Source organism: Streptomyces rimosus (genome assembly GCF_008704655.1).
GTDB lineage: Bacteria > Actinomycetota > Actinomycetes > Streptomycetales > Streptomycetaceae > Streptomyces > Streptomyces rimosus.
In genome coordinates, this window is record NZ_CP023688.1 from 6,551,836 (window position 1) to 6,571,614 (window position 19,779).

The 19,779-nt window shown below is 71.6% G+C and carries 21 protein-coding genes; 9 read left to right on the forward strand and 12 right to left on the reverse strand.

Annotated features, from left to right (window positions below; translation table 11 throughout):
• Positions 1-13: 13 nt before the first annotated feature.
• A complete protein-coding gene (locus tag CP984_RS28390) occupies positions 14-676 on the reverse strand; it encodes an HAD-IA family hydrolase (protein WP_003979670.1) in 663 nt (220 codons plus the stop codon).
• Positions 677-832: 156 nt separating this feature from the next.
• Positions 833-1,888 carry a peptidoglycan-binding protein gene (locus CP984_RS28395; protein ID WP_050498777.1) on the reverse strand — a complete coding sequence of 352 codons (1,056 nt, stop codon included), beginning with the start codon at positions 1,886-1,888 and terminating at the stop codon, positions 833-835.
• A 273-nt stretch (positions 1,889-2,161) separates the two neighbouring features.
• Here CP984_RS28395 and CP984_RS28400 point away from each other — a divergent pair, with 273 nt between their 5' ends.
• Positions 2,162-4,213 carry an MDR family MFS transporter gene (locus tag CP984_RS28400; protein WP_003984238.1) on the forward strand — a complete coding sequence of 684 codons (2,052 nt, stop codon included), beginning with the start codon at positions 2,162-2,164 and terminating at the stop codon, positions 4,211-4,213.
• Between the two features lie 43 nt (positions 4,214-4,256).
• Here the strand turns inward: CP984_RS28400 and CP984_RS28405 are convergent, their stop codons facing one another.
• Positions 4,257-4,799 (reverse strand): GNAT family N-acetyltransferase, encoded by a 543-nt coding sequence (locus tag CP984_RS28405; RefSeq protein WP_003984237.1) that lies wholly within the window; start codon positions 4,797-4,799, stop codon positions 4,257-4,259.
• Between the two features lie 124 nt (positions 4,800-4,923).
• On the opposite strand from CP984_RS28405, the gene CP984_RS28410 reads away from it, so the two are divergent.
• A complete protein-coding gene (locus CP984_RS28410) occupies positions 4,924-5,697 on the forward strand; it encodes a hypothetical protein (RefSeq protein WP_003984236.1) in 774 nt (257 codons plus the stop codon).
• The gene (locus CP984_RS28415) at positions 5,694-6,221 is read left to right on the forward strand and encodes a hypothetical protein (RefSeq protein WP_003984234.1); all 528 of its coding nucleotides are present in this window, start codon (positions 5,694-5,696) and stop codon (positions 6,219-6,221) included. The genes CP984_RS28410 and CP984_RS28415 overlap by 4 nt, the downstream gene beginning before the upstream one ends.
• Before the next feature lie 26 nt (positions 6,222-6,247).
• Here the strand turns inward: CP984_RS28415 and CP984_RS28420 are convergent, their stop codons facing one another.
• Complete coding sequence (locus CP984_RS28420; RefSeq protein ID WP_003984233.1) at positions 6,248-6,580, reverse strand: antibiotic biosynthesis monooxygenase family protein; 333 nt, start codon at positions 6,578-6,580, stop codon at positions 6,248-6,250.
• 69 nt (positions 6,581-6,649) lie between these two features.
• Positions 6,650-7,114, reverse strand: a complete 465-nt coding sequence (locus tag CP984_RS28425; protein ID WP_003984232.1) for a DUF2000 domain-containing protein — start codon at positions 7,112-7,114, stop codon at positions 6,650-6,652.
• Positions 7,115-7,259: 145 nt separating this feature from the next.
• Between CP984_RS28425 and CP984_RS28430 the strand changes: the two genes are divergently transcribed.
• A complete protein-coding gene (locus CP984_RS28430) occupies positions 7,260-7,784 on the forward strand; it encodes a nitroreductase family deazaflavin-dependent oxidoreductase (RefSeq protein WP_078575609.1) in 525 nt (174 codons plus the stop codon).
• A 181-nt stretch (positions 7,785-7,965) separates the two neighbouring features.
• The gene (locus tag CP984_RS28435) at positions 7,966-8,289 is read left to right on the forward strand and encodes a hypothetical protein (RefSeq protein ID WP_129820834.1); all 324 of its coding nucleotides are present in this window, start codon (positions 7,966-7,968) and stop codon (positions 8,287-8,289) included.
• A 98-nt stretch (positions 8,290-8,387) separates the two neighbouring features.
• On the opposite strand, the gene proP is transcribed toward CP984_RS28435, so the two are convergent.
• Positions 8,388-9,929 carry a glycine betaine/L-proline transporter ProP gene (proP, locus tag CP984_RS28440; protein WP_003984229.1) on the reverse strand — a complete coding sequence of 514 codons (1,542 nt, stop codon included), beginning with the start codon at positions 9,927-9,929 and terminating at the stop codon, positions 8,388-8,390.
• A gap of 494 nt (positions 9,930-10,423) precedes the next feature.
• Between proP and CP984_RS28445 the strand changes: the two genes are divergently transcribed.
• Complete coding sequence (locus CP984_RS28445; RefSeq protein ID WP_043977708.1) at positions 10,424-10,990, forward strand: superoxide dismutase family protein; 567 nt, start codon at positions 10,424-10,426, stop codon at positions 10,988-10,990.
• A 205-nt stretch (positions 10,991-11,195) separates the two neighbouring features.
• Positions 11,196-12,197: an aldo/keto reductase gene (locus CP984_RS28450; RefSeq protein ID WP_003984227.1), complete on the forward strand. Its 1,002-nt coding sequence runs from the start codon at positions 11,196-11,198 to the stop codon at positions 12,195-12,197.
• A gap of 34 nt (positions 12,198-12,231) precedes the next feature.
• On the opposite strand, the gene CP984_RS28455 is transcribed toward CP984_RS28450, so the two are convergent.
• A complete protein-coding gene (locus CP984_RS28455; protein WP_003984226.1) occupies positions 12,232-13,326 on the reverse strand; it encodes a CU044_5270 family protein in 1,095 nt (364 codons plus the stop codon).
• Complete coding sequence (locus CP984_RS28460; protein ID WP_003984222.1) at positions 13,319-14,002, reverse strand: RNA polymerase sigma factor; 684 nt, start codon at positions 14,000-14,002, stop codon at positions 13,319-13,321. Before CP984_RS28460 ends, CP984_RS28455 begins: the two co-directional genes overlap by 8 nt.
• Positions 14,003-14,083: 81 nt before the next feature.
• On the opposite strand from CP984_RS28460, the gene ctaD reads away from it, so the two are divergent.
• Together ctaD and CP984_RS28470 are read left to right on the forward strand one after the other, a co-directional pair.
• Positions 14,084-15,730 (forward strand): aa3-type cytochrome oxidase subunit I, encoded by a 1,647-nt coding sequence (gene ctaD / locus CP984_RS28465; protein WP_003984219.1) that lies wholly within the window; start codon positions 14,084-14,086, stop codon positions 15,728-15,730.
• Complete coding sequence (locus CP984_RS28470; protein WP_003984218.1) at positions 15,727-16,080, forward strand: hypothetical protein; 354 nt, start codon at positions 15,727-15,729, stop codon at positions 16,078-16,080. The genes ctaD and CP984_RS28470 overlap by 4 nt, the downstream gene beginning before the upstream one ends.
• A 56-nt stretch (positions 16,081-16,136) precedes the next feature.
• Here CP984_RS28470 and CP984_RS28475 read toward each other — a convergent pair whose 3' ends face one another.
• The 4 genes from CP984_RS28475 to CP984_RS28490 all read right to left on the reverse strand — a co-directional run bounded on the left by CP984_RS28475 (position 16,137) and on the right by CP984_RS28490 (position 19,705).
• Positions 16,137-16,847 (reverse strand): hypothetical protein, encoded by a 711-nt coding sequence (locus CP984_RS28475; protein WP_003984216.1) that lies wholly within the window; start codon positions 16,845-16,847, stop codon positions 16,137-16,139.
• Between the two features lie 316 nt (positions 16,848-17,163).
• On the reverse strand, positions 17,164-17,625 hold the full coding sequence (locus CP984_RS28480; protein ID WP_003984214.1) for a DUF6114 domain-containing protein: 462 nt from the start codon (positions 17,623-17,625) through the stop codon (positions 17,164-17,166).
• A complete protein-coding gene (locus CP984_RS28485; RefSeq protein ID WP_003984212.1) occupies positions 17,616-18,236 on the reverse strand; it encodes a DUF6230 family protein in 621 nt (206 codons plus the stop codon). The genes CP984_RS28480 and CP984_RS28485 overlap by 10 nt, the downstream gene beginning before the upstream one ends.
• Positions 18,237-18,472: 236 nt before the next feature.
• A complete protein-coding gene (locus CP984_RS28490; RefSeq protein ID WP_003984211.1) occupies positions 18,473-19,705 on the reverse strand; it encodes a cytochrome P450 in 1,233 nt (410 codons plus the stop codon).
• Between the last annotated feature and the right edge of the window lie 74 nt (positions 19,706-19,779).

Consider the following 19,779-nt stretch of genomic DNA (forward strand, 5'->3'; position numbering starts at 1 on the left):
AGCGTGCGGCTTCTCAGGCCGCGATGTGCAGCGCGATCGACCCGTCCGCGAGCGCCTCGACCCGGACCTCGCGCAGGTCGCGCACGTGGACGTCCGGGCCGAACGCCGCGGCCCGCTCGCCGACGCCCACCACGCGCATGCCCGCGGCGCGACCGGCCGCGATGCCCGCCTCGGAGTCCTCGAAGACCACGCAGTCCTCGGGCGCGTACCCCAGCTCGGCGGCGCCCTTGAGGAAGCCCTCGGGGTCCGGCTTGCTGGCGCTCACGGACTCCGCGGTGATCCGTACGTCCGGCATCGGCAGCCCGGCCGCGCCCATCCGGGCGTCGGAGAGGGCGCGGTCGGCGGAGGTCACCAGGGCGTGCGGGAGCTGGGCGAGCGCCGCCATGAAGGCGGGCGCGCCGGGGACCGGCACGACGCCCTCCACGTCCGCGGTCTCCTGCTCCAGCATCCGCCGGTTGTCCTCGTGGTTGAGCTCCATCGGACGGTCGGGGAGCAGCGCGGCCATCGTGGCCCAGCCCTGCCGGCCGTGCACCACCTTGAGGACCTCGTCCGCGTCCAGCCCCTGCTCGGCGGCCCAGCGGCGCCAGCAGCGCTCGACGACGGCCTCTGAGTTCACGATGGTGCTGTCCATGTCCAGCAGCAGGGCGCGGGCTATGAGCGGGGTGGTGGCCGGCATCGGCGGGCTCCTGGGCGCTGGGGAAAGAGTCAAGCGGCTCCGCCCGCCGGTCAGGGAGTGCGGGCGGAACCACTTTGTTCCTACACGATACAAAGAGCCCCCGGTGAGAGGCCAACCGCCCCCCGGTTCACCGGCCGCCCAGGCGTGTGCCCCGGCTCACGGCTCGACCGTACGAGCCTCCAGTGACCTGCGGGTCTGTACGCCGTAGACGCCTGCGGGGTCCTCCCGCAGCCCGAAGGTGCGCTGGAAGGCGATGACGGCTTCGCGCACGGCCCGGTCGAAGCGGCCGTCCTCGGGACCCGGGTACACGGCCATCTGCTCCAGCCGCCGTTGCAGCTCCAGCACCTCCGGCCCGCTGGCCCCCTCCCGCAGCACGATCGGCCCGTCCGGCGGACTGCTCGGCGTACGGCTCTCCGGGGCGCTGGTGATGCTGCCGGACGCCGTGGCCGTGCCCGGGGGCGACGACGGGGCGTGTGACGGGGACGGGGTGCCGGACGGGCCGGGCGGTGCCTGGGACGCCCGGTACGGCGCGTGCGTGGGGGCGGCGGAGGGGGCCGCGGTGCGGTGGCCCGGTGTGCCGCCTCCTCCGGGGGCGTGGGCGCTGCCGCCGTCCGACGTCCGGGCGACGGAGGGCAGGTGCCGGTGGTCTTCCGGCAGGGCGCGGTCCTGGTCCGAGTCGGAGAGCAGCGCGCCGCTGAGCATGACCGCGCCCGCCGCCAGGGCCGCCGCGGAGACCGCCATGGCGGCCAGGCCCGCTTGCCTCCAGCGCCGGCGCCCGGTGTCGTACGCGCCGGATTCGTCCTCCGCCCCGGTTCCGCCCTCCGCCCCGGAACCGGTACGGGCGCCCGCGTGCGGGCCACCTTGCGATCCGGCGTGCGGTCCGCCGTACACACCGGCATGCGAACCGGCGTGCGAATTCGCCCGTGCCCCGGAGCGCGGCCCCGCGCGGGACCCGGCACGCGCCCCCGTCCGCGATCCGGCCGGCGGCACCGTACGGGAGCCGAACCGCGGCGCGGGGCGCGGATCGGGCCGCATCGCCTCCGCCGTGCCGCCCGGCGTCGCGTCCGTGGCGTCCGCCCCCTCCGGCAGCCGCACGTACGGGCGTACCCGCAGCGGATCGAAGTCCTCGGCACCGGCCGCCTCGCACAGGCACCTCGGCCGGCCGTCGGCGCGCGCGGGTGCCGAGCAGTGCGGGCAGGTCTCAGCCGTCACGAGCGATTCCCCCTCCTGAAGCCCTCGATCGGTCAGTGATTATCCGGGTTCGGCCCCTTCCTGCACAGGGAGCAGCCGGGCGCCAACGGGCCCCACGGTCCTCAGCAGGCCGTATCCGTCCAAAACGAACAGGATGGAGAAGAGGCCGACGCGGGCACCCGTCCCGTGGCGGCCCGGCCCCGCGAGGCCCGGCCTCGCCCCACGCCGCGCGGCCAGGCCCTGTCGGTCCGGCTTCGCGGCAGCCCGTTCCCGCCCGCACGAAGAGAGACGCTCATGGCGCAGGACACCGGCGCTCCGGCCGTCCCCGGTGAGGGCCAATCCCGGCGGACGGTCCTCGTCGCGATCGGCGCGCTGCTGCTCGGCCTGCTGATCGCGGCACTCGACCAGACCATCGTGGCCACCGCGCTGCCCACCATCGTCAGCGACCTCGGCGGCCTGGACCACCTGTCCTGGGTGGTCACCGCGTATCTGCTGGCCTCCACCGCCGCGACCCCGCTGTGGGGCAAGCTCGGCGACCAGTACGGACGCAAACGGCTCTTCCAGACCGCCATCGTGATCTTCCTGATCGGCTCCGCGCTGTGCGGCATCGCGCAGGACATGCCGCAGCTGATCGCCTTCCGCGCCGTCCAAGGCCTGGGCGGCGGCGGCCTGATCGTGCTGTCCATGGCGATCGTCGGCGACATCGTGCCGCCCCGCGACCGCGGCCGCTACCAGGGCCTGTTCGGCGCGGTCTTCGGCGCCACCAGCGTCCTCGGGCCGCTGCTCGGCGGCCTGTTCGTGGACCACCTCAGCTGGCGCTGGGTGTTCTACATCAACCTGCCCATCGGGATCGTCGCGCTGGCCGTCATCGCCGCGGTGCTGCACATCCCGGCCCGCCGTACCCCGCACCGCATCGACTACCCGGGCACCGTCCTGATCGCCGCGGTCGCCGCGTGCTTCGTCCTGATGACCTCGCTCGGCGGCGTCAGCTACGGCTGGGGCTCCTGGCAGATCATCGGCCTCGGGGTGCTCGGGCTTGTCCTGCTGGCGGTGTTCATCGCCGTCGAGCGCCGGGCCGCCGAACCGGTCCTGCCGCTCCGCCTGTTCCGGCTGCGCTCCTTCACCCTCACCGCCGTGATCGGCTTCGTCATCGGCTTCGCGATGTTCGGCTCGATGACGTACCTGCCGACCTTCCTCCAGGTCGTCAAGGGCGTCTCGCCGACCATGTCCGGTGTGCACATGCTGCCGATGGTCATCGGCATGCTGCTGTCCTCGACCGGCTCCGGGCAGCTGGTCAGCCGCACCGGGCGCTACAAGGTCTTCCCGATCGCCGGCACCGCCGTCACGGCCGTCGGCCTGCTGCTCCTGCACCAGCTGGGCCTGTCGAGCGGCACCGCCGTGATGAGCGTGTTCTTCTTCGTCTTCGGTTTCGGGCTCGGCCTGGTCATGCAGGTCCTGGTCCTGATCGTGCAGAACGCCGTCGCCTACGAGGACCTCGGCGTCGCCACCTCGGGCGCCACCTTCTTCCGCTCGATCGGCTCCTCCTTCGGCGTCTCGATCTTCGGCACGATCTTCGCCAACAAGCTGGGGCCGCGGATCGCCGACGCCCTCGCGGGACAGCGGCTGCCGCCCGGCACCGACCCGTCGAAGATCGCGGAGGACCCGCGTACCGTAGGGCAACTGCCGCCCGACGCCGCGTCCGGCGTGCTCGACGCGTACTCGACCTCCATCACCGACGTCTTCCTTTACGCGGTTCCGGTCGTGCTGATCGCCTTCGTGCTGGCCTGGTTCCTGCGCGAGGAACCGCTGCGCCGCGGCGTCACCGCGCCCGACAACTCCGAGGTGCTGTCCCCCAACCCCGTACAGCGCTCCTCCTACGAGGAGGTCTGCCGCGCGCTGTCCAGGCTCGGCAGCCTGGAGGGCCGCAAGGCGGTGTACGAGCGGATCACCGAGACGGCCGGCCTGGACCTGAAACCGGCGGCCAGCTGGATGCTGCTGCGCATCAACCGGTACGGCTCGGTGGAGCCCGCCCTGCTCTCCGAGCGCAGCATCGTGCCGCTCCGCGTGATCGCCGAGGCGACCCGGCAGATCGAGGAACGCGGCCTGGCCGTACGGGAGGGACTGCCGCTGGTCCTCACCGACCGGGGACGCGCGGTCGCGGAACGGCTGTCCGCCGCCCGCCGCGCTTCGCTGGCCGAACTGCTCGGCGACTGGTGGACCGAGGACCGGCCGACCGACCTCACGGAACTGGTCGACGAGCTGTCGGCGGAACTGTGCGGCTCGGACGCGGAGAGCCCGCACGGCGCGGAGCCCTGGAGATGGCGGCCGGGGGCGGCGCCACGCTGAGCGGCGCGCGCCTCAGGCCACCGCCTTCTCGAAGAAGCGAACCTCAGGACACCGCCTTCTCGAAGAAGAGGTCCGAATACGGGTCCTCCTTGTACGCGGGAATCTCCCCGTACCCGTACGCCCGGTACATCGCGACGGCCTCCACCAGGTCGCTCCGGGTGTCCAACCGGAGCCGTTCGGCGCCCAGTTCCGCCGCGCGCCGTTCGAGGCCGCGCATCAGGGCGCCCGCGGCTCCCCGCCCACGCCACGGCTCGCGGATGAACACCCGCTTCAGCTCCGCCGTACGCCCGCCGTCGAGGAGCAGCAGCCCGCCGCACCCGGCGGCCTCCCCGCCCTGCCGCACGATGAACAATTCGCCGCGCGGCGGCACGAACTGCCCCACCGGGTACTCCGCCAAGCCCTCGTCGATCTCCTCGGGCGTGATCGGCGGAAACCCGTGCACGACGTGGTAGCGCGCCGCGACCTCGGAGTAGTACTCGCGGAACAGGGCCGTGGCGACGGGGGAGTCGTCGGGGACGGCCGAGAGCTGCCAGGTCTCGGACCGGCGCCCGGTCTCGGGGTGGCGCGGGGTCGCGGTGTCGGTCATGGCGGCATTGTGCCGGTGGTGCGCGGGCGGCGCGCCCGAATATCCTCCGGTACCCACTGCTCACGCCTCAACGCCCCGTCACCAGGCGGTGTTTGGCCTCCGGGGGCGGGGCAACCCGCCCCGTATGTCCATCACTCTCATCATCGTCCCCATCGTGGCACTGCTCGTGATCGCCGCCCTCGTCCTGATGGCGCGCGCCAAAGTCGCCCGCAGCGGCAGCAGAGGGCTGCGCAGGCGCTTCGGCCCGGAGTACGAGCGGGCCGTCGCCGTGCACGACGGCGACACCACGGCCGCCGAACGCGAGCTGAACCAGCGGCTGGACCGCCACGGCGCGTTCCGCCCGCAGCCGCTCACCGCGGAACTGCGCATCCAGTACGAGGAGCGGTGGGAGGCCGTCCAGCGGCGCTTCGTCGACGAGCCCGAACAAGCCGTCGTCGAGGCCGACCTGCTGCTCGGCCGCCTCGCCCGCGAACTCGGCTATCCCGCCGACACCTACGACGAGCAGACCGACGCCCTCTCCGTCCACCACGCGCACGGTGTCCACGGCTACCGCAAGGCCCACGAGACGGCCGTACGCGCCCGGAACAACCGCCCCGAGAACGCCGCCGGCACCGAGGAACTGCGCGCGGCCGTGGTGAACACGCGCGTGCTGTTCAACGAACTGCTGGAGGCGGGTCCCGACGGGTCCGCCCCGCACGGCCGCCGGCGCCACGGCCCCGGAGCCGCCCACGCGCGCGAGACCGACGGCCGGTACGGAAGCGGACATGAGAGCCGGGACGGCCACCCCGGCCACCGGCACCCCACGTCCACCACCCGACGGCTCGGCGACCGGATGCGTTCCCCCTGGGCGCACGGCCGCGGCCACGGGCACGACACTGCGGAAGGCGGTGCGCGATGAGTACGTACGACGAGCGCGGGACCGGACCCGCCGGCACACCCGAAGAGCGCGCTGCGAGCGAGGGCATGCCGCCTCCTGAGCGCGGCGCGGCGGCGTACGAGGGCGCCGGTAGCGCGCAGCAGCCGGCCGCCCCGCCGCCCACCACCACGTCCGGCGCCGAGAGCGTCCCCGGGGTGTACGCGGGCCTGCCCGGCACCGAAACCGACTACCCGGCGGGCACGCCGGAACAGTCCGGCACACCCGGTATGACGGGGTCCGCCGAACCGTTGCTCCCCGCCGAGGCCCGGGAGAAGCTGCGGCAGCGGCTCGACCACGCCGTCAACGGCTTCGTCGACCGCCCGCGCGAGGCCGTACAGGAAGCCGACGGCCTCTACGAGGAACTGGCCGCCCTCCTCCCGGAGGCCCTGGCCGCCCGCCGCCGCTCCCTGCGCACGACCTGGGAGCAGGGCAACGCCGACACCGAACAGCTCCGCGTCGCCCTGCGCCACTACCGGGAAACCGCCCAGCGCCTGCTCGACTTCTGAGGCGCTTGGCCGCCCGGCCGTTCAGCTCAGCCCTGTTCCTTCGGCCCGGCCTGCTGCACGACCTCGAACGACCACAGCGTGGACCCGGAAGCGGCGGGCTTGGGCCGCTCGCCGCCCTCCGTGCCGCCACCCTGGTGCGCGGCCTTCATCGGCCCTTCCATCCATGCTTGGAACGCCTGCTCGTCCCGCCAGCGGGTGTAGACCAGATACTGGTCGGTGCCCTCCAGCGGGCGCAGCAGCTCGAACCACTCGAACCCGTCCGACGACTCCACGGAACCGGCCCGCGCGCCGAAGCGCTTCTCCAGGACCTCCCGCTGTTCGGCGGGCACGGTCAGCACATTGATCTTCACGATGCTCATACCGGACATCGTGCCGCATGCCGTCCGGTCGATGGAGCGCAGGGGCACCATCCGCCGCCACGCTCCGCATCAGCCGTGCAGCTTCAGTCCCTTGATCACCTTGTCGACCTGTTTGCGGGGGCCGTGGACCGCCACGCCCACCAGGTCGAGGGCGTCGGCGGGGACGGCGCGTACCACCGCGCGGTTGTCGTCGTCGTTGCCGGTGGCGAACATGTCCGCCGTATACAGGGCGGTGGGCAGTTCGCGGGAGAGGGCGCGGGCGCGGGTACGGGCCAGGCCGGCCGGGTCGGCGGTGAGGCACAGTACGGGCTCGCGGAACAGCGCGAGGTAGTCGTTGCCCGAACCGTCCTCGTAGCGCTTGCCCATGATGGCGTCGTCGGCGTGCGCGATACCGCTCGCCAGGAAGGCCGTGACGTTCAGTTTCTGCCAGCCGGCCAGGTCTTCGCGGACCACGATGGCGATCTTGGTGGGAAAGCGTTCCGGGGTTCCGGCGGGCGTCCCGTCGGCTGTTGCGGTGGTGATGTCCGTGCTCATGTGGCCAGTTTCGTGCGGAAGCGGAGCGCGGTCTTGAACGCTGGTGCGCGCCGGTGCTCCGTACGTGGTGGTTTCGGACCGTCGCGCTCCAGCTCGGCCGGTTGCGGGTACTCCGGTTGTCAGTGGGTGGGGCTAGCGTCGGAGTATGTCGAACTCAGCAGCGGGGCAGGGGCCGTCGAAGACGCCGCGGGCGGCGCGGGTGGTGGGACGTCCGGAGCGGCCGACCGGCTGGAAGCGGCTCGCCTTCCGTGCGCCGATCCACCTCTACCGGCTCGGCCTCGGCGGGATATTCGGCAGGCGGCTGCTGCTTCTGGAACACCTCGGCCGGACGTCGGGCAAGACCCGCCGCGTCGTCCTGGAAGTCGTCGCGTACGACCGGCAGGCCCGCACCTGGACGCTGGCCTCCGGCTTCGGTCCGGGCGCGCAGTGGTACCGCAACCTCCAGGAACAACCACGCGCCACCATCCAGGTCGGCCGCCGCCGGTGCGCCGTCATCGCGCACTTCCTGCCCGCCGAGGAGGGCGGCCGGATCATGGCGCGCTATGCGGCGAAGAACCCCAAGGCGGCCAAGGCGTTGACGGCATACATGAGAATCGAGGTCGACGGCACGGCTGAGGGCTATCGGCAGGCGGGGGAGAACATACCGTTCGTACGGCTCGTGGAGCAGTGACGGAGCGGAGACCGGGGGGAGTCCAACGGGTGTGACGGTACGCCGGTTACGGCCGTGTCCGCTGTTGGAGTCGCAGCCGCCGGGGCGCCGGAGTGTGGCCGGGGCAGGGTGCCCGACTCCGGCCAGCATGGGGCTCATCAGGGCGCGCGAGGGTGCGGCCCGGTGAAGGAAAGGGAAGCCCTTGAGCCGCATGTACGCCTTGTCTCCGAGTCGCGGGGGTTCCGCGTCCGCCGGACATCCCCTGCGGAAGTTCACCCGCGCCGCGGTGGTGACGGTCGTCGCCGCCGGCACCGTACTGGCCGCCGTGCCCGGCGCGCTGGCCTGCCCCGAGCACGATCAGGCGGCGGGTGGCTACAGCTGCCGCGTCGCGTTCACGAGCTTCTTCCCGTCGCCGTCCGGCGCGACATCGGGCGAGGGAGTCTACGCGCACGGCCAGAAGGACCCGTCGGGGCGTACGTGTGACAACGGCGAATGGGAGCGTCCGTACCGCCCGAGCGACACGTAGAGCAGGGGGCTGGTGCAGACGCCACAAACGCCGGTGCGCGAGGACGAAGGGTCCTCGCGCACCGGCGTCTGTTACGGGGGGCTGCCGTAGCGGCCCCGTCAGGCAGGCGACTCCGCGACCCGCCGCTTGCCGGCGGCCGAACCGGCCCCCGCAGCGGACTTCGCGGCCTTGCGCAGCGCGCGCGCCTCCGACTCCGTCTCCACCGCAGGCGGCGACCCCGGCAGCGGCTTGCACGCGCTCTCCGTCATCAGCAGGACCGCGATCCCGCCGATCACGGCGGCGGCCATCATGTAGAACGCGGGCATCATGTTGTTGCCCGTGGCGCCGATCAACGCGGTCACCACCAGCGGAGTCGTACCGCCGAAGACCGACACCGACACGTTGAAGCCGATGGACAGCGAGCCGTAGCGCACCTTCGTCGGGAAGAGCGCGGGCAGCGTGGACGGCATGGTGGACGTGAAGCACACCAGCAGCAGGCCGAGGACGGCCATGCCCAGCGCGACGCCGACCAGCGAACCCTGGCGGATCAGCAGCAGGGCCGGTACGGACAGCACCAGGAAGCCGACGCAGCCGGTCGCGATGACCGGGCGGCGCCCGAAGCGGTCGGTGAGCCGGCCCGCGAAGGGCTGGACGCACATCATCACGACCATGACGGCCAGCACGACCAGCAGCCCGTGCGTCTCGTCGTACTTCAGCTCCGAGGTCAGGTAGCTCGGCATGTACGACAGCAGCATGTAGTCGGTGACGTTGAAGACCAGGACCAGGCCGACGCAGAGCAGCATCGCGCGCCACTGGCCGAAGACCATCTCGCGCAGGCCGAGCTTCTTCTCGGCCTCCCGGCGCTCCTTCTCCTTGCTCCGCGCCTCCTTCTCCAGCTGCGCGAAGGCGGGGGTCTCCTCCAGCCGCATCCGCAGGTAGAGGCCGATGATGCCCATCGGGCCCGCGATCAGGAACGGGATGCGCCAGCCCCAGGAGAGCAGCGCGTCGTGGTTGTCGCGCAGGAGCCAGGTCAGCAGCGTGACCAGGCCGGCGCCGCCGACGTAGCCGGCGAGCGTGCCGAACTCCAGCCAGCTGCCCATGAAGCCGCGCTTCTTGTCGGGCGCGTACTCGGCGATGAAGGTCGAGGCGCCGCCGTACTCGCCGCCGGTGGAGAAGCCCTGGACCAGCCGGGCGACCAGCAGCAGGATCGGCGCCCAGACGCCGATGGAGGCGTACGAGGGGATCAGGCCGATGGCGAAGGTGCCCGCCGCCATCATGATCATCGTGATGGCCAGGATCTTCTGCCGGCCGATGCGGTCGCCGAGCGGACCGAAGACCATGCCGCCGATGGGGCGGACCAGGAACGCCGCGGCGAAGGTGCCGAACGTCGACAGCAACTGCGCGGTCGGGTTGCCGGACGGGAAGAAGACCTGTCCCAGCGTGACCGCGATGTAGCTGTAGACGCCGAAGTCGAACCACTCCATCGCGTTGCCGACCGCCGCCGCCGAGACGGCCCGCTTGACCATGGACGGATCGACGACCGTGACGTCGTCGCCGCCCTTCTCCCGCTTCTCCGGTTCATCCGCTTCGGCCGTATCGGCCTGATCGGGTGCGGGACCACCGGTACGGGTCCGCTGTGCGACGGGTGACTGCGTCGGCACGTGCTCGCTCGCCTGCGCTCTCTGGGACGACTGCATGGAACGCCCGCCGGGGCGGGTCTCGCCCGCCATGGCGTGACGGGCAAAGGTCGACCATAGGTGCAGAGCGGGTCATCACGGACAGTGCACGGTTGATCGCATGAGCGTGGTCAACCCCGCTGCTTGCAGGGGAAACGGCATCCCGGGGGTCTTTATTCGGCCTTTATGGATGTGATCCATCTCGCGGCGATCATCGCAACCGAATTGCCCTGTGTTGCACCACATATGCAGCGCACGGACCTGACCCTGCCCAGCCCTCGCGGATGTATGCGGCTCTTGCGGAAAAAGTTTTCCCGAACCTCGCCGACCGCTTCCGGCCCACTTCGGGCCGCCCGTCACCCGCACCCCGTGTGTCCCGCGGACCGCTCCCCAAACCCGCCTTCCATAATTCCCCCGTACGCCCCGCTTGACCGGATACCCGGTTCCGTTTGCCCTGCCGGGACGCGAGGGTGCGTCGCATGTCTATCGCTACGGCAGTGCTGACCGCATCACTGGCAATGGCGCCGGCCGCCGCGCCGGCCATGGGAGTGCAGTGCACCGGCGTGACCGTCCGCGCGCACTTCGCGGCGTCCCCGACGGGCGAGGCCGTCACCTATGACCAGGCCCTGGTGCCCGAGGGCAGCCGGGTCACGGTCGTGGAGAAGCGGTACGGCTCCGGCAAGGACGCCCGTACGTCCGTTTCCCTGCGCCTGTCCGGGCTGGTCCCCGACCGTACGTACGGCGCCCATGTCCACACCAAGCCCTGCGGCCCGAAGCCCAACGACTCCGGCCCGCACTACCAGAACGTCCCCGACCCCGTGCAGCCCTCGACCGACCCCGCCTATGCGAACCCCCGCAACGAGGTCTGGCTCGACATGAAGACGGACGAGGACGGCCGCGGCTCCTCGACCGCCACGGTCGCCTGGCACGTCCGCTACGGAGAGGCCCGCTCCGTGGTCGTCCACGAGCACGGAACGCACACCGAACCGGGCCAGGCGGGAACCGCGGGCGCCCGCCTGGCCTGCGTGAACGTACCGCTGGCCTGAGCCTGGAACGCGCGAGCGGCGCGGCAGTGTCCCTGCCGCGCCGCTGGATCGTCGCGCCCATCCAGCATCGGCCACCCGGCGGCACTCCGCCACTCGGCGGACCCTTCGTGGTTACGATCACCACACGCCGCCGCCCCGTCGCTCCGCGCGTTCTTGTGTGCCGGGCCCCGGCGAAGCCGAATTCAGCGAGTGGGGGAGGAACGCCATGAGGTACCGGCGGCTCGGCGGGCAGGAGGGACCGCCGGTCTCGGCGGTCGGGCTCGGTTGCATGGGCATGTCCGTCGCGTACGGGCCCGCCGATCCGGCGGAGGCGCGGCGGGCGCTGGACCAGGCCGCCGAGCTGGGAATGACGTTTCTCGACACCGCCGACGCCTACGGGCGCGGCGCGAACGAGGAGTTCGTCGGCGGCTGGCTGCGCGGCCGGGGCAAGCGGGACGCCGTCGTGCTCGCGACGAAGTTCGGGCTGCGGCACGACCCCGCGACCGGGCGGGTCGATGCCGTCGACACCTCGCCCGCGTATGTACCCGTCGCCTGCGACGCCTCGCTGCGCAGGCTCGGCGTCGAGTGCGTCGACCTCTATTACGCCCACCGCCGCGATCCGGCCGTTCCGGTCGAGGAGACCGTCGGCGCGATGGCGGAGCTGGTGGCGGCGGGGAAGGTGCGGCAGCTGGGGTTGTCGGAGGTCAGTCCCGAGACGCTGCGCAAGGCCCACGCCGTGCACCCGATCAGCGCGGTGCAGCTGGAGTATTCGCTGTTCACCCGGGACGTCGTCGAGGGCGACATGCTCGCCACCTGCCGCGAGCTGGGCGTCACGGTCGTGGCGTACTCGCCGCTCGGGCGCGGCATGCTCGCGGGCGTGCTCGCTTCCCGCGAGGAGCTGAGCGAGGCGGACAACCGGCTTCGCTGGCCGCGGTTCTCCGAGGAGAACATCGCGCGCAACCTGGCGCTCGTGCGTGCTGTACGCGCTGTCGTCGACGAGATCGGCGTACCCCCAGCGCGCGCTGCGCTGGCCTGGCTGCTGGCGCAGGGGGAGGACATCGTGCCGATCCCCGGCACCAAGCGCGCGCGTTACGTGGAAGAGAACGCCGCCGCGGCCGAACTCATCCTCACCGCCGAGCAGGAGGCCCGGCTGCGCGCGGCGGTGCCTGCCGAGGCCGTGGCGGGCGCGCGCTACCCGCAGCAGGCCCTCGACCGGCTAGGTCACTGAGCCGGCCGAGGGCAGGGCAGCAGTCAGGGGCACCTCACGGCATCCACGCCTCGTACGACAGCACGTCCCCCGACTTGATCTTGAAGTCGGGGACGTTCTTCGTGAACGTCGTCTCCATCCCGAGGACCCGGCCGGTCTCCGGATCGAGGATGACCAGCTGCAGCGTGCCGTCCATCGACCCGTCCGACGCGTCCTCGCCGCGGTACGCGTACGCCTGGCCCCGCCGGCCGAGCCGGTCGACGACCTGGCCGGCCGGGCGCAGGTCCGGCGCCCTGGACAGCATCCGGGCCAGCGCCGCCGACTCGCGCGGGCCCGGGGTCCACTCCTGGAGGAACGAGGAGAGGGCCATCAGAAGGGGCTGCGTCTTCGTACCGGCGCCGCTGTAGAACGTGGCCAGATAGGCGCGCAGTTCGTCGGGGTCGGCGGGCGGGCGCGCGGGCAGCGTGCCCTCGCCGGTGGCCAGGTCGTCCAGGCGCGTGCCCGCCGGATACGTCTTGCGGTGCAGCACCTTGCCGTCGTTGACGGTGCGCCACTCGCCGTCCGCGTCGTTGATCACCGGGCGGCCGGGGTGCCGCGGATCGGTCGCGACCACCAGCTCCGAGCCGCTGCCGTCCGGGTTCCAGCGGGTGATCCGCTCCTCGGGCACGGTGACCGGCGGCTTGGCGTCGGGGCCCGTCTGCATGCTCAGGTACCAGCTCTGCAGGTGGCTGCCGCGGTGCGGCTTGGGCGCGTCGCGCTGGGCGCGGGCGTACGCCTCCGCCTGCCGCGCCACCTCGTCCAGCGGGACGGCGGGCGCGTCGCGCTGCACGACGAGCGCGGTGGGGGCGGCCGCCGCCGGTGTCGTACCGGCGCCGGAGAAGGTGAGGGTGAGGACGGCGAGCACGGCGGCCGAGGCGGCGGTGGCGCCGATGAGAAGACGGCGGGTACGGCGCGTGGGGCGGGGGGCGCGGGTGGTGCGTCCGGGCCGCTCGGGCGCCGGCGCGGGGTCGGGCGTGCGCTCCGGCGCTTCGGCGCTCATCAGCGCGGCCAGGCGGTGTTCGGCGCGCGCGGTCAGCGGGCGGTCGCGCCAGGGGCCCTGGTCGGACCGTACGGGATCGGCCTGCCGCAGCAGCTCCAGTTCGTCAGTCATGGCTGCGGCCTCCGGCTCGGGTCGGCACCGCGGGTGCGGGCAGGGCTGGTCGTGCGGTCGTAGGGCGTGCGCGGGGGCGTGGCGGCTCCGGGCCTGCCTTCCGGCGCAGGCGCTCTATTTGCGTACGGAGCCGGTTGCGGGCCCGGTGCAGCCGCATCGCCGCTGCGCTCTGGCTGCAGTCCAGGGTGACGGCCAGTTCCTGGAGGGTCAGTTCCTCCCAGGCCGTCAGGCGCAGGACTTCCTGATCGGCGGGGGAGAGGCGCTCCAGGGCCTCGTGCACCCAGGAACCCGGCCGCTCCGCGTCGGGACTGTCCACGGTCTGGCGGCGGTGCGCGGTCTCGTGGTTGCCGAGGCGGTGCAGCAGGCGCCGGTAGCGGCCGAAGCCGCGCACCGCGTTCGACAGGCAGTTGCGGGCCACTCCGTACAGCCAGGGCAGCGGCGATTCCGGCAGCTCGGCCCGGCGCCGCCAGGCTATGGAGAAGACCTCCGCCACCACCTCCTCCACGTCGTCCGCCCGGTCATCGTCCAGCCGCCGGGCGACGAAGCGGCTGACGGCCCAGTAGTGCGCGCGGTAGGCGTCGGCGAAGGCCCCGTCGACGTCCCTGCCGCCGCTCTGGGCGCTCTCCTCGCCGGTGACCCCGCCGGAACCGTCGTCGGGGGCTGCGTCCTTGCTCATGATCTGTTGGTGTCCGGCACGCCTGAGATCTTCACACCCTCTTGCGGTGAAGTTCGCTCCGGCCCCGGACACCTACGGGGCATGAAGTCCACATCCCCCGTGAACAAGTCCCCCGTGCAGTGGCTGACGACCACCGACCACAAGACGATCGGCACGCTGTACCTGATCACCTCGTTCGCGTTCTTCTGCGTCGGCGGCCTGCTGGCGCTGGTGATGCGCGCCGAGCTGGCCCGGCCCGGCCACCAGATCCTGTCGAACGAGCAGTTCAACCAGGCATTCACGATGCATGGCACGATCATGCTGCTGATGTTCGCGACGCCGCTGTTCTCCGGATTCGCGAACTGGATCATGCCGTTGCAGATCGGCGCGCCCGATGTCGCCTTTCCCCGGCTGAACATGCTGGCGTACTGGCTGTACCTCTTCGGCTCGCTGATCGCGGTCGGCGGATTCCTGACCCCGCAGGGGGCGGCCGACTTCGGCTGGTTCGCCTATGCCCCGCTCTCCGACGCCGTGCATTCCCCGGGGATCGGCGGTGATATGTGGATCATGGGCCTTGTGCTGTCCGGCTTCGGTACGATCCTGGGCGCGGTCAATTTCATCACCACCATCATCTGTATGCGTGCCCCCGGCATGACGATGTTCCGCATGCCGATCTTCACCTGGAACGTCCTGCTGACCGGCGTACTCGTCCTGCTGGCTTTCCCCGTACTGGCGGCGGCCCTCTTCGCGCTGGAGGCGGACCGTAAATTCGGGGCGCACGTCTTCGACGCGGCCAACGGCGGCGCCTTGCTCTGGCAGCACCTGTTCTGGTTCTTCGGCCACCCCGAGGTGTACATCATCGCGCTGCCGTTCTTCGGCATCATCTCCGAGGTCATCCCGGTCTTCTCCCGCAAGCCCATGTTCGGCTACATCGGCCTGATCGCCGCGACCATTTCCATCGCCGGGCTGTCCGTGACGGTCTGGGCCCACCACATGTACGCCACGGGCGGCGTCCTGTTGCCGTTCTTCTCGTTCATGACATTCCTCATCGCGGTGCCGACCGGGGTGAAGTTCTTCAACTGGATCGGCACGATGTGGAAGGGCTCGCTGTCCTTCGAGACGCCGATGCTCTGGGCCACCGGCTTCCTGATCACCTTCGTCTTCGGTGGTCTGACCGGCGTCATCCTGGCCTCCCCGCCGATGGACTTCCACGTCACGGACACCTATTTCGTCGTCGCCCACTTCCACTACGTCATCTTCGGCACGGTCGTCTTCGCGATGTTCGCGGGATTCCACTTCTGGTGGCCGAAGTTCACCGGCAAGATGCTGGACGAACGGCTCGGCAAGATGACCTTCTGGACGCTGTTCACCGGCTTCCACGGCACCTTCCTCGTCCAGCACTGGCTGGGCGCCGAAGGCATGCTGCGCCGCATTCCCGACTACCTGGCCGCCGACGGGTTCACGGCCCTCAACACCGTCTCGACCATCTTCTCGTTCGTCCTCGGCCTGTCGATGCTGCCGTTCCTCTACAACGTCTGGAAGACCGCGAAATACGGGGAGAAGGTGACGGCCGACGACCCGTGGGGCTGGGGCCGCTCGCTGGAATGGGCCACGTCCTGTCCGCCGCCCCGCCACAATTTCGTCGCCCTGCCCCGTATCCGCTCCGAATCCCCGGCCTTCGACCTGCACCACCCCGAGGTCGGGTCTCCCGAACTGGACCGGCAGAAGGAACGAGGTGCCCTGGTATGAGCGGCGGTACACCGGTGAGCACGGCCGAGGCGATCAACGAGATCGAGGGGTTTCTGCTCTGGGAGGCCGAGAAGGACCGGGCACGCATCCGGGCCAGGGAATTCGGCGACCGGCTGCCGTGGCTGACACGGGCGCAACGCGCGGAGGTCGAGCGGCAGTACCAGGCCGACCAGCTGGAATTCTCCCGCGCGTATCTCCGTCGGACAGTGGCTCGCAGCGGAGAACTGCGCGCCGAGTACGAGGGCGTGTACCGGGAGCTGCGGCGCAGGCTCTGCACGGCATTCCTGGCCGCGGCGGTGGTGCTGGTGAGCGGCGTGGTGACGGTTGCCGTTGCCCTCACCGGCGGGTGAGGGCAACGGGCCGGACGGCCGGACAGCGGGTGACGGCCGTCAGACGGTGACGGCCGTCATTCGGTGACCGTGATCTGCGACGCCGGGTCGGTGGTGTCCGCGACCTTGTACGTCGCGTTGAACAGCGAGGTCGTCGCGCTGGTCGGGCAGCCGAAGCCGCCGACGACCTTGACCGGCACGGCGGCGTTGGTGAACACCAGGCTCGACGGCGCGCCGTTGGTCCAGGCGCCGTCCACCGTCGCCGCTGCGGTGGGCGCCGCCGTCACCGTACAGCTGGCCAGACCGCTGGTCTTCAGGACGAAACCACCGGTCGGGATGGTCAGTCCGGCGGTGCTCGGCGCGCCGTGCTGCATGGACACGCCCCAGTCGCCGGAGGTCTGGATGGTGGCGCTGACGCCCGGCATGCTCGTGGTGCACGAGCTGTAGGTGGGCGCCGAGAGGGTGCTGCTGACCGGGCCCGAGGCGTTGGTGTTGCCCGGGGCGTCCGGTACCTGGCCGGCGGCGTGCGAGACGGTGCAGGTCACCGTCACCGAACCGGCCTTGAAGGTGGCCTTGCCGCTGAGGTCGGCGGCGTAGGCGTGCCCGGCCGGTGTGACGGTGGTGGAGCCGGCGGCGGGTCGCGCCCCGGTCGGCTGGGCGGTGGCCGAGCCGGTCAGGGCCAGGGAGAGGGACGCGGTCGCGAGGATTCCCGTACCGGCGGCGAGCAGGGCGCGCGGCCGCCGGGCCCGGGAGTGATCTGCGCGAGAGCGTGCGGGTCTGTGCGTCATCGCGAATCTCCTTCTGCGAGCGGTGGAGTGGTGCGGTGGCCCCGCCCGTGCGGAGGGGGCCGCGCAGGGACCGGCGCTGGGCGCGACGGCACCTGCGGGTCGAGGGGGGTGCGGAGGTTGCGCACGGGTGCGGCGAACCGGGCGTACGGGTAGGAGGGCCGGGGCCGTACGGGTGCGAGGCTCGGGCCGTACGGGTACGGGAAGCCGGGCCGTACGAGCGCCACCGCCATGCCGTACCGGTGCGGCGATCCGGCCGTACGCGTACGACGACCTCGACGTACGCGTACGGCTCAGCCGGTGCGGCCCGCCCCTCCGGTCAGCCGCGCGGCCGCGTGGGGGACGGCGCCGCCCCGCCGTCGGACGGCTCCGCCTCCGACAGGGTGCCGTCCGCGTCCGGTTCCGGCAGCGGACGGGGCTGCCAGGCGAAGATCAGGCCGCCGCCGAGGATGCCGACGATGGTGCCGAACAGGAACCCGCCGAGGTTGGACATCACCAGCGCGGCGGCGGAGACCAGGACGGTCAGGACGCCCGCCAGCCCCCGGTAGTGCGGCGCGAACCACGCGGACAGGCCCATCAGGATCATCACCAGGCCCATCAGGACGGACGGTATCCCGGCGATGCCCTGCTGGAGCATGACCTTCAGCGGCGCCAGCGGGATGGCGCAGATCTCCGCACCGGCGACGACGGCCGCCAGCCCGCCCCAGAAGGGACGGCCCTTGCGCCAGCGGCGCCAGGCCGCCCACCCGCGCCGCCAGGTGCCCTGCCCGGTCAGAAGCATTCCTTCTTGCCCTTGGAGATCTTCATGCTCAGGCCGGACAGCCGGAAGGTCCCGGCGTTGGTCGCCCAGGCCGTCTGCCTGAGGTTGGTGATGCTGACGTCGTCGGCCTGCTGGGCGAACAGGTCCTGCATGCCCTGCGCGGTCGCGGGGCCCTTGTCGAGGGTGGAGGCGTCCCGGCCGATCTCGATGTTGTTGAAGGACGCGTTGCCGGAGAGCTGCGTCGCGTCCACGAAGAGGTCGGTCGCCTTGACCGGCGTATTGCCGCCGCCCGCGGTCAGGTTGAGCGAGATGTCGCCGATGACCGGCAGCGTGGTGACCACCGACTGGCACAGTTTGTGCAGGTCGGCCTTCTTGATGGCGGTCACGGCCACCGGCAGCAGGTCGCCCCGGGCGTTCTGGTCGACGCCGCCGTACTGGGCGAACCCGTCGCCCTCCAGGGAGGCGGCGGACACCTTGAACTGCTGGCCCGAGACGGCGAACGAGGCCGCCAGCGCGCCGTTGGCCAGGGCGATGGCCAGGGCGGCGGTCCCGGCGAAGGCCGGGACGGACAGCACGGCGAACTTGCGCCAGCTCACCCGCCCCGTGACATGTCTGCCGTGTGCGTCCTTCATGAGAGTGGTCCCCTTCGAAGTGCGGTGGATCGCGCTGCCGAGAGTTGTGGGGGAAGATGCCGGCACCGGACCAGGATGTGGGGACACGTGGGGATCACGTGAAGGGTATGGAGAACTGGCCGGTGTTACTGGCGAGTTGAATGTAAGTCTGCCAGTAGCCGTTGGCAAGGTTGAGGACCGAAGGAACCACAGGAGGCGCAAAAGCGCCGCGGGGCCCGGGGCGGGCCGGTGCGCCGCTACACGTACCGGACCCGCAGCTCCTTCACCCCGTTGAGCCACGCCGACCGCAGCCGGCGCGGGGTGCCCACGAGGGCGATGTCCGGCATGGCGTCGGCGATGGCCTGGAAGATCAGGTCGATCTCCAGGACGGCGAGCGACTTGCCGAGGCAGAAGTGCGGGCCGCCCCCGCCGAAGCCCAGATGGGGGTTGGGGTCGCGGGTGATGTCGAACGTCTCCGGGTGCGCGAAGACCTCGGGGTCGTGGTTGGCGGAGGCGTAGAAGAGGCCGACGCGCTGCCCCTTTTCGATCCGCGCGCCGCCCAGGGTGGTGTCCTGGGTGGCCGTGCGCTGGAAGGAGACGACGGGCGTCGCCCAGCGCACGATCTCCTCGGCCGTGGTGCTCGGCCGCTCGCGCTTGTACAGCTCCCACTGGTCGGGGTGCGTCAGGAACGCGTGCATGCCGTGCGTGATCGCGTTGCGCGTGGTCTCGTTGCCCGCGACGGCCAGCAGCAGGACGAAGAACCCGAACTCGTCGGACGCGAGGTTGCCCTCGTCCTCCGCCGCGACGAGCCGGCTGACGATGTCCTGGGCGGGGCACTCCTTGCGGTCCGCGGCCAGGTTCATCGCGTACGAGATCAGCTCCGCCGCCGCGGTGTTGCCGACCTCCTCGGTGATGGCCAGCTCGGGATCGTCGTACGCGACCATCTTGTTCGACCAGTCGAAGATCCGGGCCCGGTCGTCCTGGGGGATGCCGATCAGCTCGGCGATGGCCTGGAGGGGCAGTTCACAGGCGACATCGGTGACGAAGTCGCCGGACTCCTTGCGCCGCGCCTCGGCGACGATGGTCCGCGCGCGGGTGCGCAGCGCGTCCTCCAGGGCGCGGATGGCGCGGGGCGTGAAGCCGCGCTGGACGATCTGGCGGACCCGGGTGTGCTCCGGCGGGTCCATGTTCAGCATGATCAGCTTCTGGACGTCGATCCGGTCGCGGGTCATGGCCGCGTTGAACCGGATGATCGAGGTGTTGGTGCTCGCCGAGAAGACCTCCGGCCGGGTGGAGACCTCCTTGACGTCCTCGTGGCGGGTCACCACCCAGTACCCGTCGTCGCCGAACCCGGCGATGCCGTGCGGCTGGGCGTTCCACCAGACGGGGGTGGTACGCCGCAGCCGCGCGAACTCGGGCAGCGGTACACGGCTCTGGTAGACGTCGGGGTCGGTGAAGTCGAACCCGTCGGGCAGCGCGGGGCATGGCATCTCGGCGACTCCAGCTCTGGTCCGGCCCGGTACCCGTACCGGTACGGATCGGTGAGTACCGGCGATCGGCCGAC

Coding starts and splice junctions, on each gene's coding strand:
- CP984_RS28390 (WP_003979670.1), bottom strand. CDS start 676: ATGCCGGCCACCACCCCGCTCATAGCCCGCGCCCTGCTGCTGGACATG.
- CP984_RS28400 (WP_003984238.1), top strand. CDS start 2,162: ATGGCGCAGGACACCGGCGCTCCGGCCGTCCCCGGTGAGGGCCAATCC.
- CP984_RS28405 (WP_003984237.1), bottom strand. CDS start 4,799: ATGACCGACACCGCGACCCCGCGCCACCCCGAGACCGGGCGCCGGTCC.
- CP984_RS28410 (WP_003984236.1), top strand. CDS start 4,924: ATGTCCATCACTCTCATCATCGTCCCCATCGTGGCACTGCTCGTGATC.
- CP984_RS28415 (WP_003984234.1), top strand. CDS start 5,694: ATGAGTACGTACGACGAGCGCGGGACCGGACCCGCCGGCACACCCGAA.
- CP984_RS28420 (WP_003984233.1), bottom strand. CDS start 6,580: ATGAGCATCGTGAAGATCAATGTGCTGACCGTGCCCGCCGAACAGCGG.
- CP984_RS28425 (WP_003984232.1), bottom strand. CDS start 7,114: ATGAGCACGGACATCACCACCGCAACAGCCGACGGGACGCCCGCCGGA.
- CP984_RS28430 (WP_078575609.1), top strand. CDS start 7,260: ATGTCGAACTCAGCAGCGGGGCAGGGGCCGTCGAAGACGCCGCGGGCG.
- CP984_RS28445 (WP_043977708.1), top strand. CDS start 10,424: ATGTCTATCGCTACGGCAGTGCTGACCGCATCACTGGCAATGGCGCCG.
- CP984_RS28450 (WP_003984227.1), top strand. CDS start 11,196: ATGAGGTACCGGCGGCTCGGCGGGCAGGAGGGACCGCCGGTCTCGGCG.
- CP984_RS28455 (WP_003984226.1), bottom strand. CDS start 13,326: ATGACTGACGAACTGGAGCTGCTGCGGCAGGCCGATCCCGTACGGTCC.
- CP984_RS28460 (WP_003984222.1), bottom strand. CDS start 14,002: ATGAGCAAGGACGCAGCCCCCGACGACGGTTCCGGCGGGGTCACCGGC.
- ctaD (WP_003984219.1), top strand. CDS start 14,084: ATGAAGTCCACATCCCCCGTGAACAAGTCCCCCGTGCAGTGGCTGACG.
- CP984_RS28470 (WP_003984218.1), top strand. CDS start 15,727: ATGAGCGGCGGTACACCGGTGAGCACGGCCGAGGCGATCAACGAGATC.
- CP984_RS28475 (WP_003984216.1), bottom strand. CDS start 16,847: ATGACGCACAGACCCGCACGCTCTCGCGCAGATCACTCCCGGGCCCGG.
- CP984_RS28480 (WP_003984214.1), bottom strand. CDS start 17,625: ATGCTTCTGACCGGGCAGGGCACCTGGCGGCGCGGGTGGGCGGCCTGG.
- CP984_RS28485 (WP_003984212.1), bottom strand. CDS start 18,236: ATGAAGGACGCACACGGCAGACATGTCACGGGGCGGGTGAGCTGGCGC.
- CP984_RS28490 (WP_003984211.1), bottom strand. CDS start 19,705: ATGCCATGCCCCGCGCTGCCCGACGGGTTCGACTTCACCGACCCCGAC.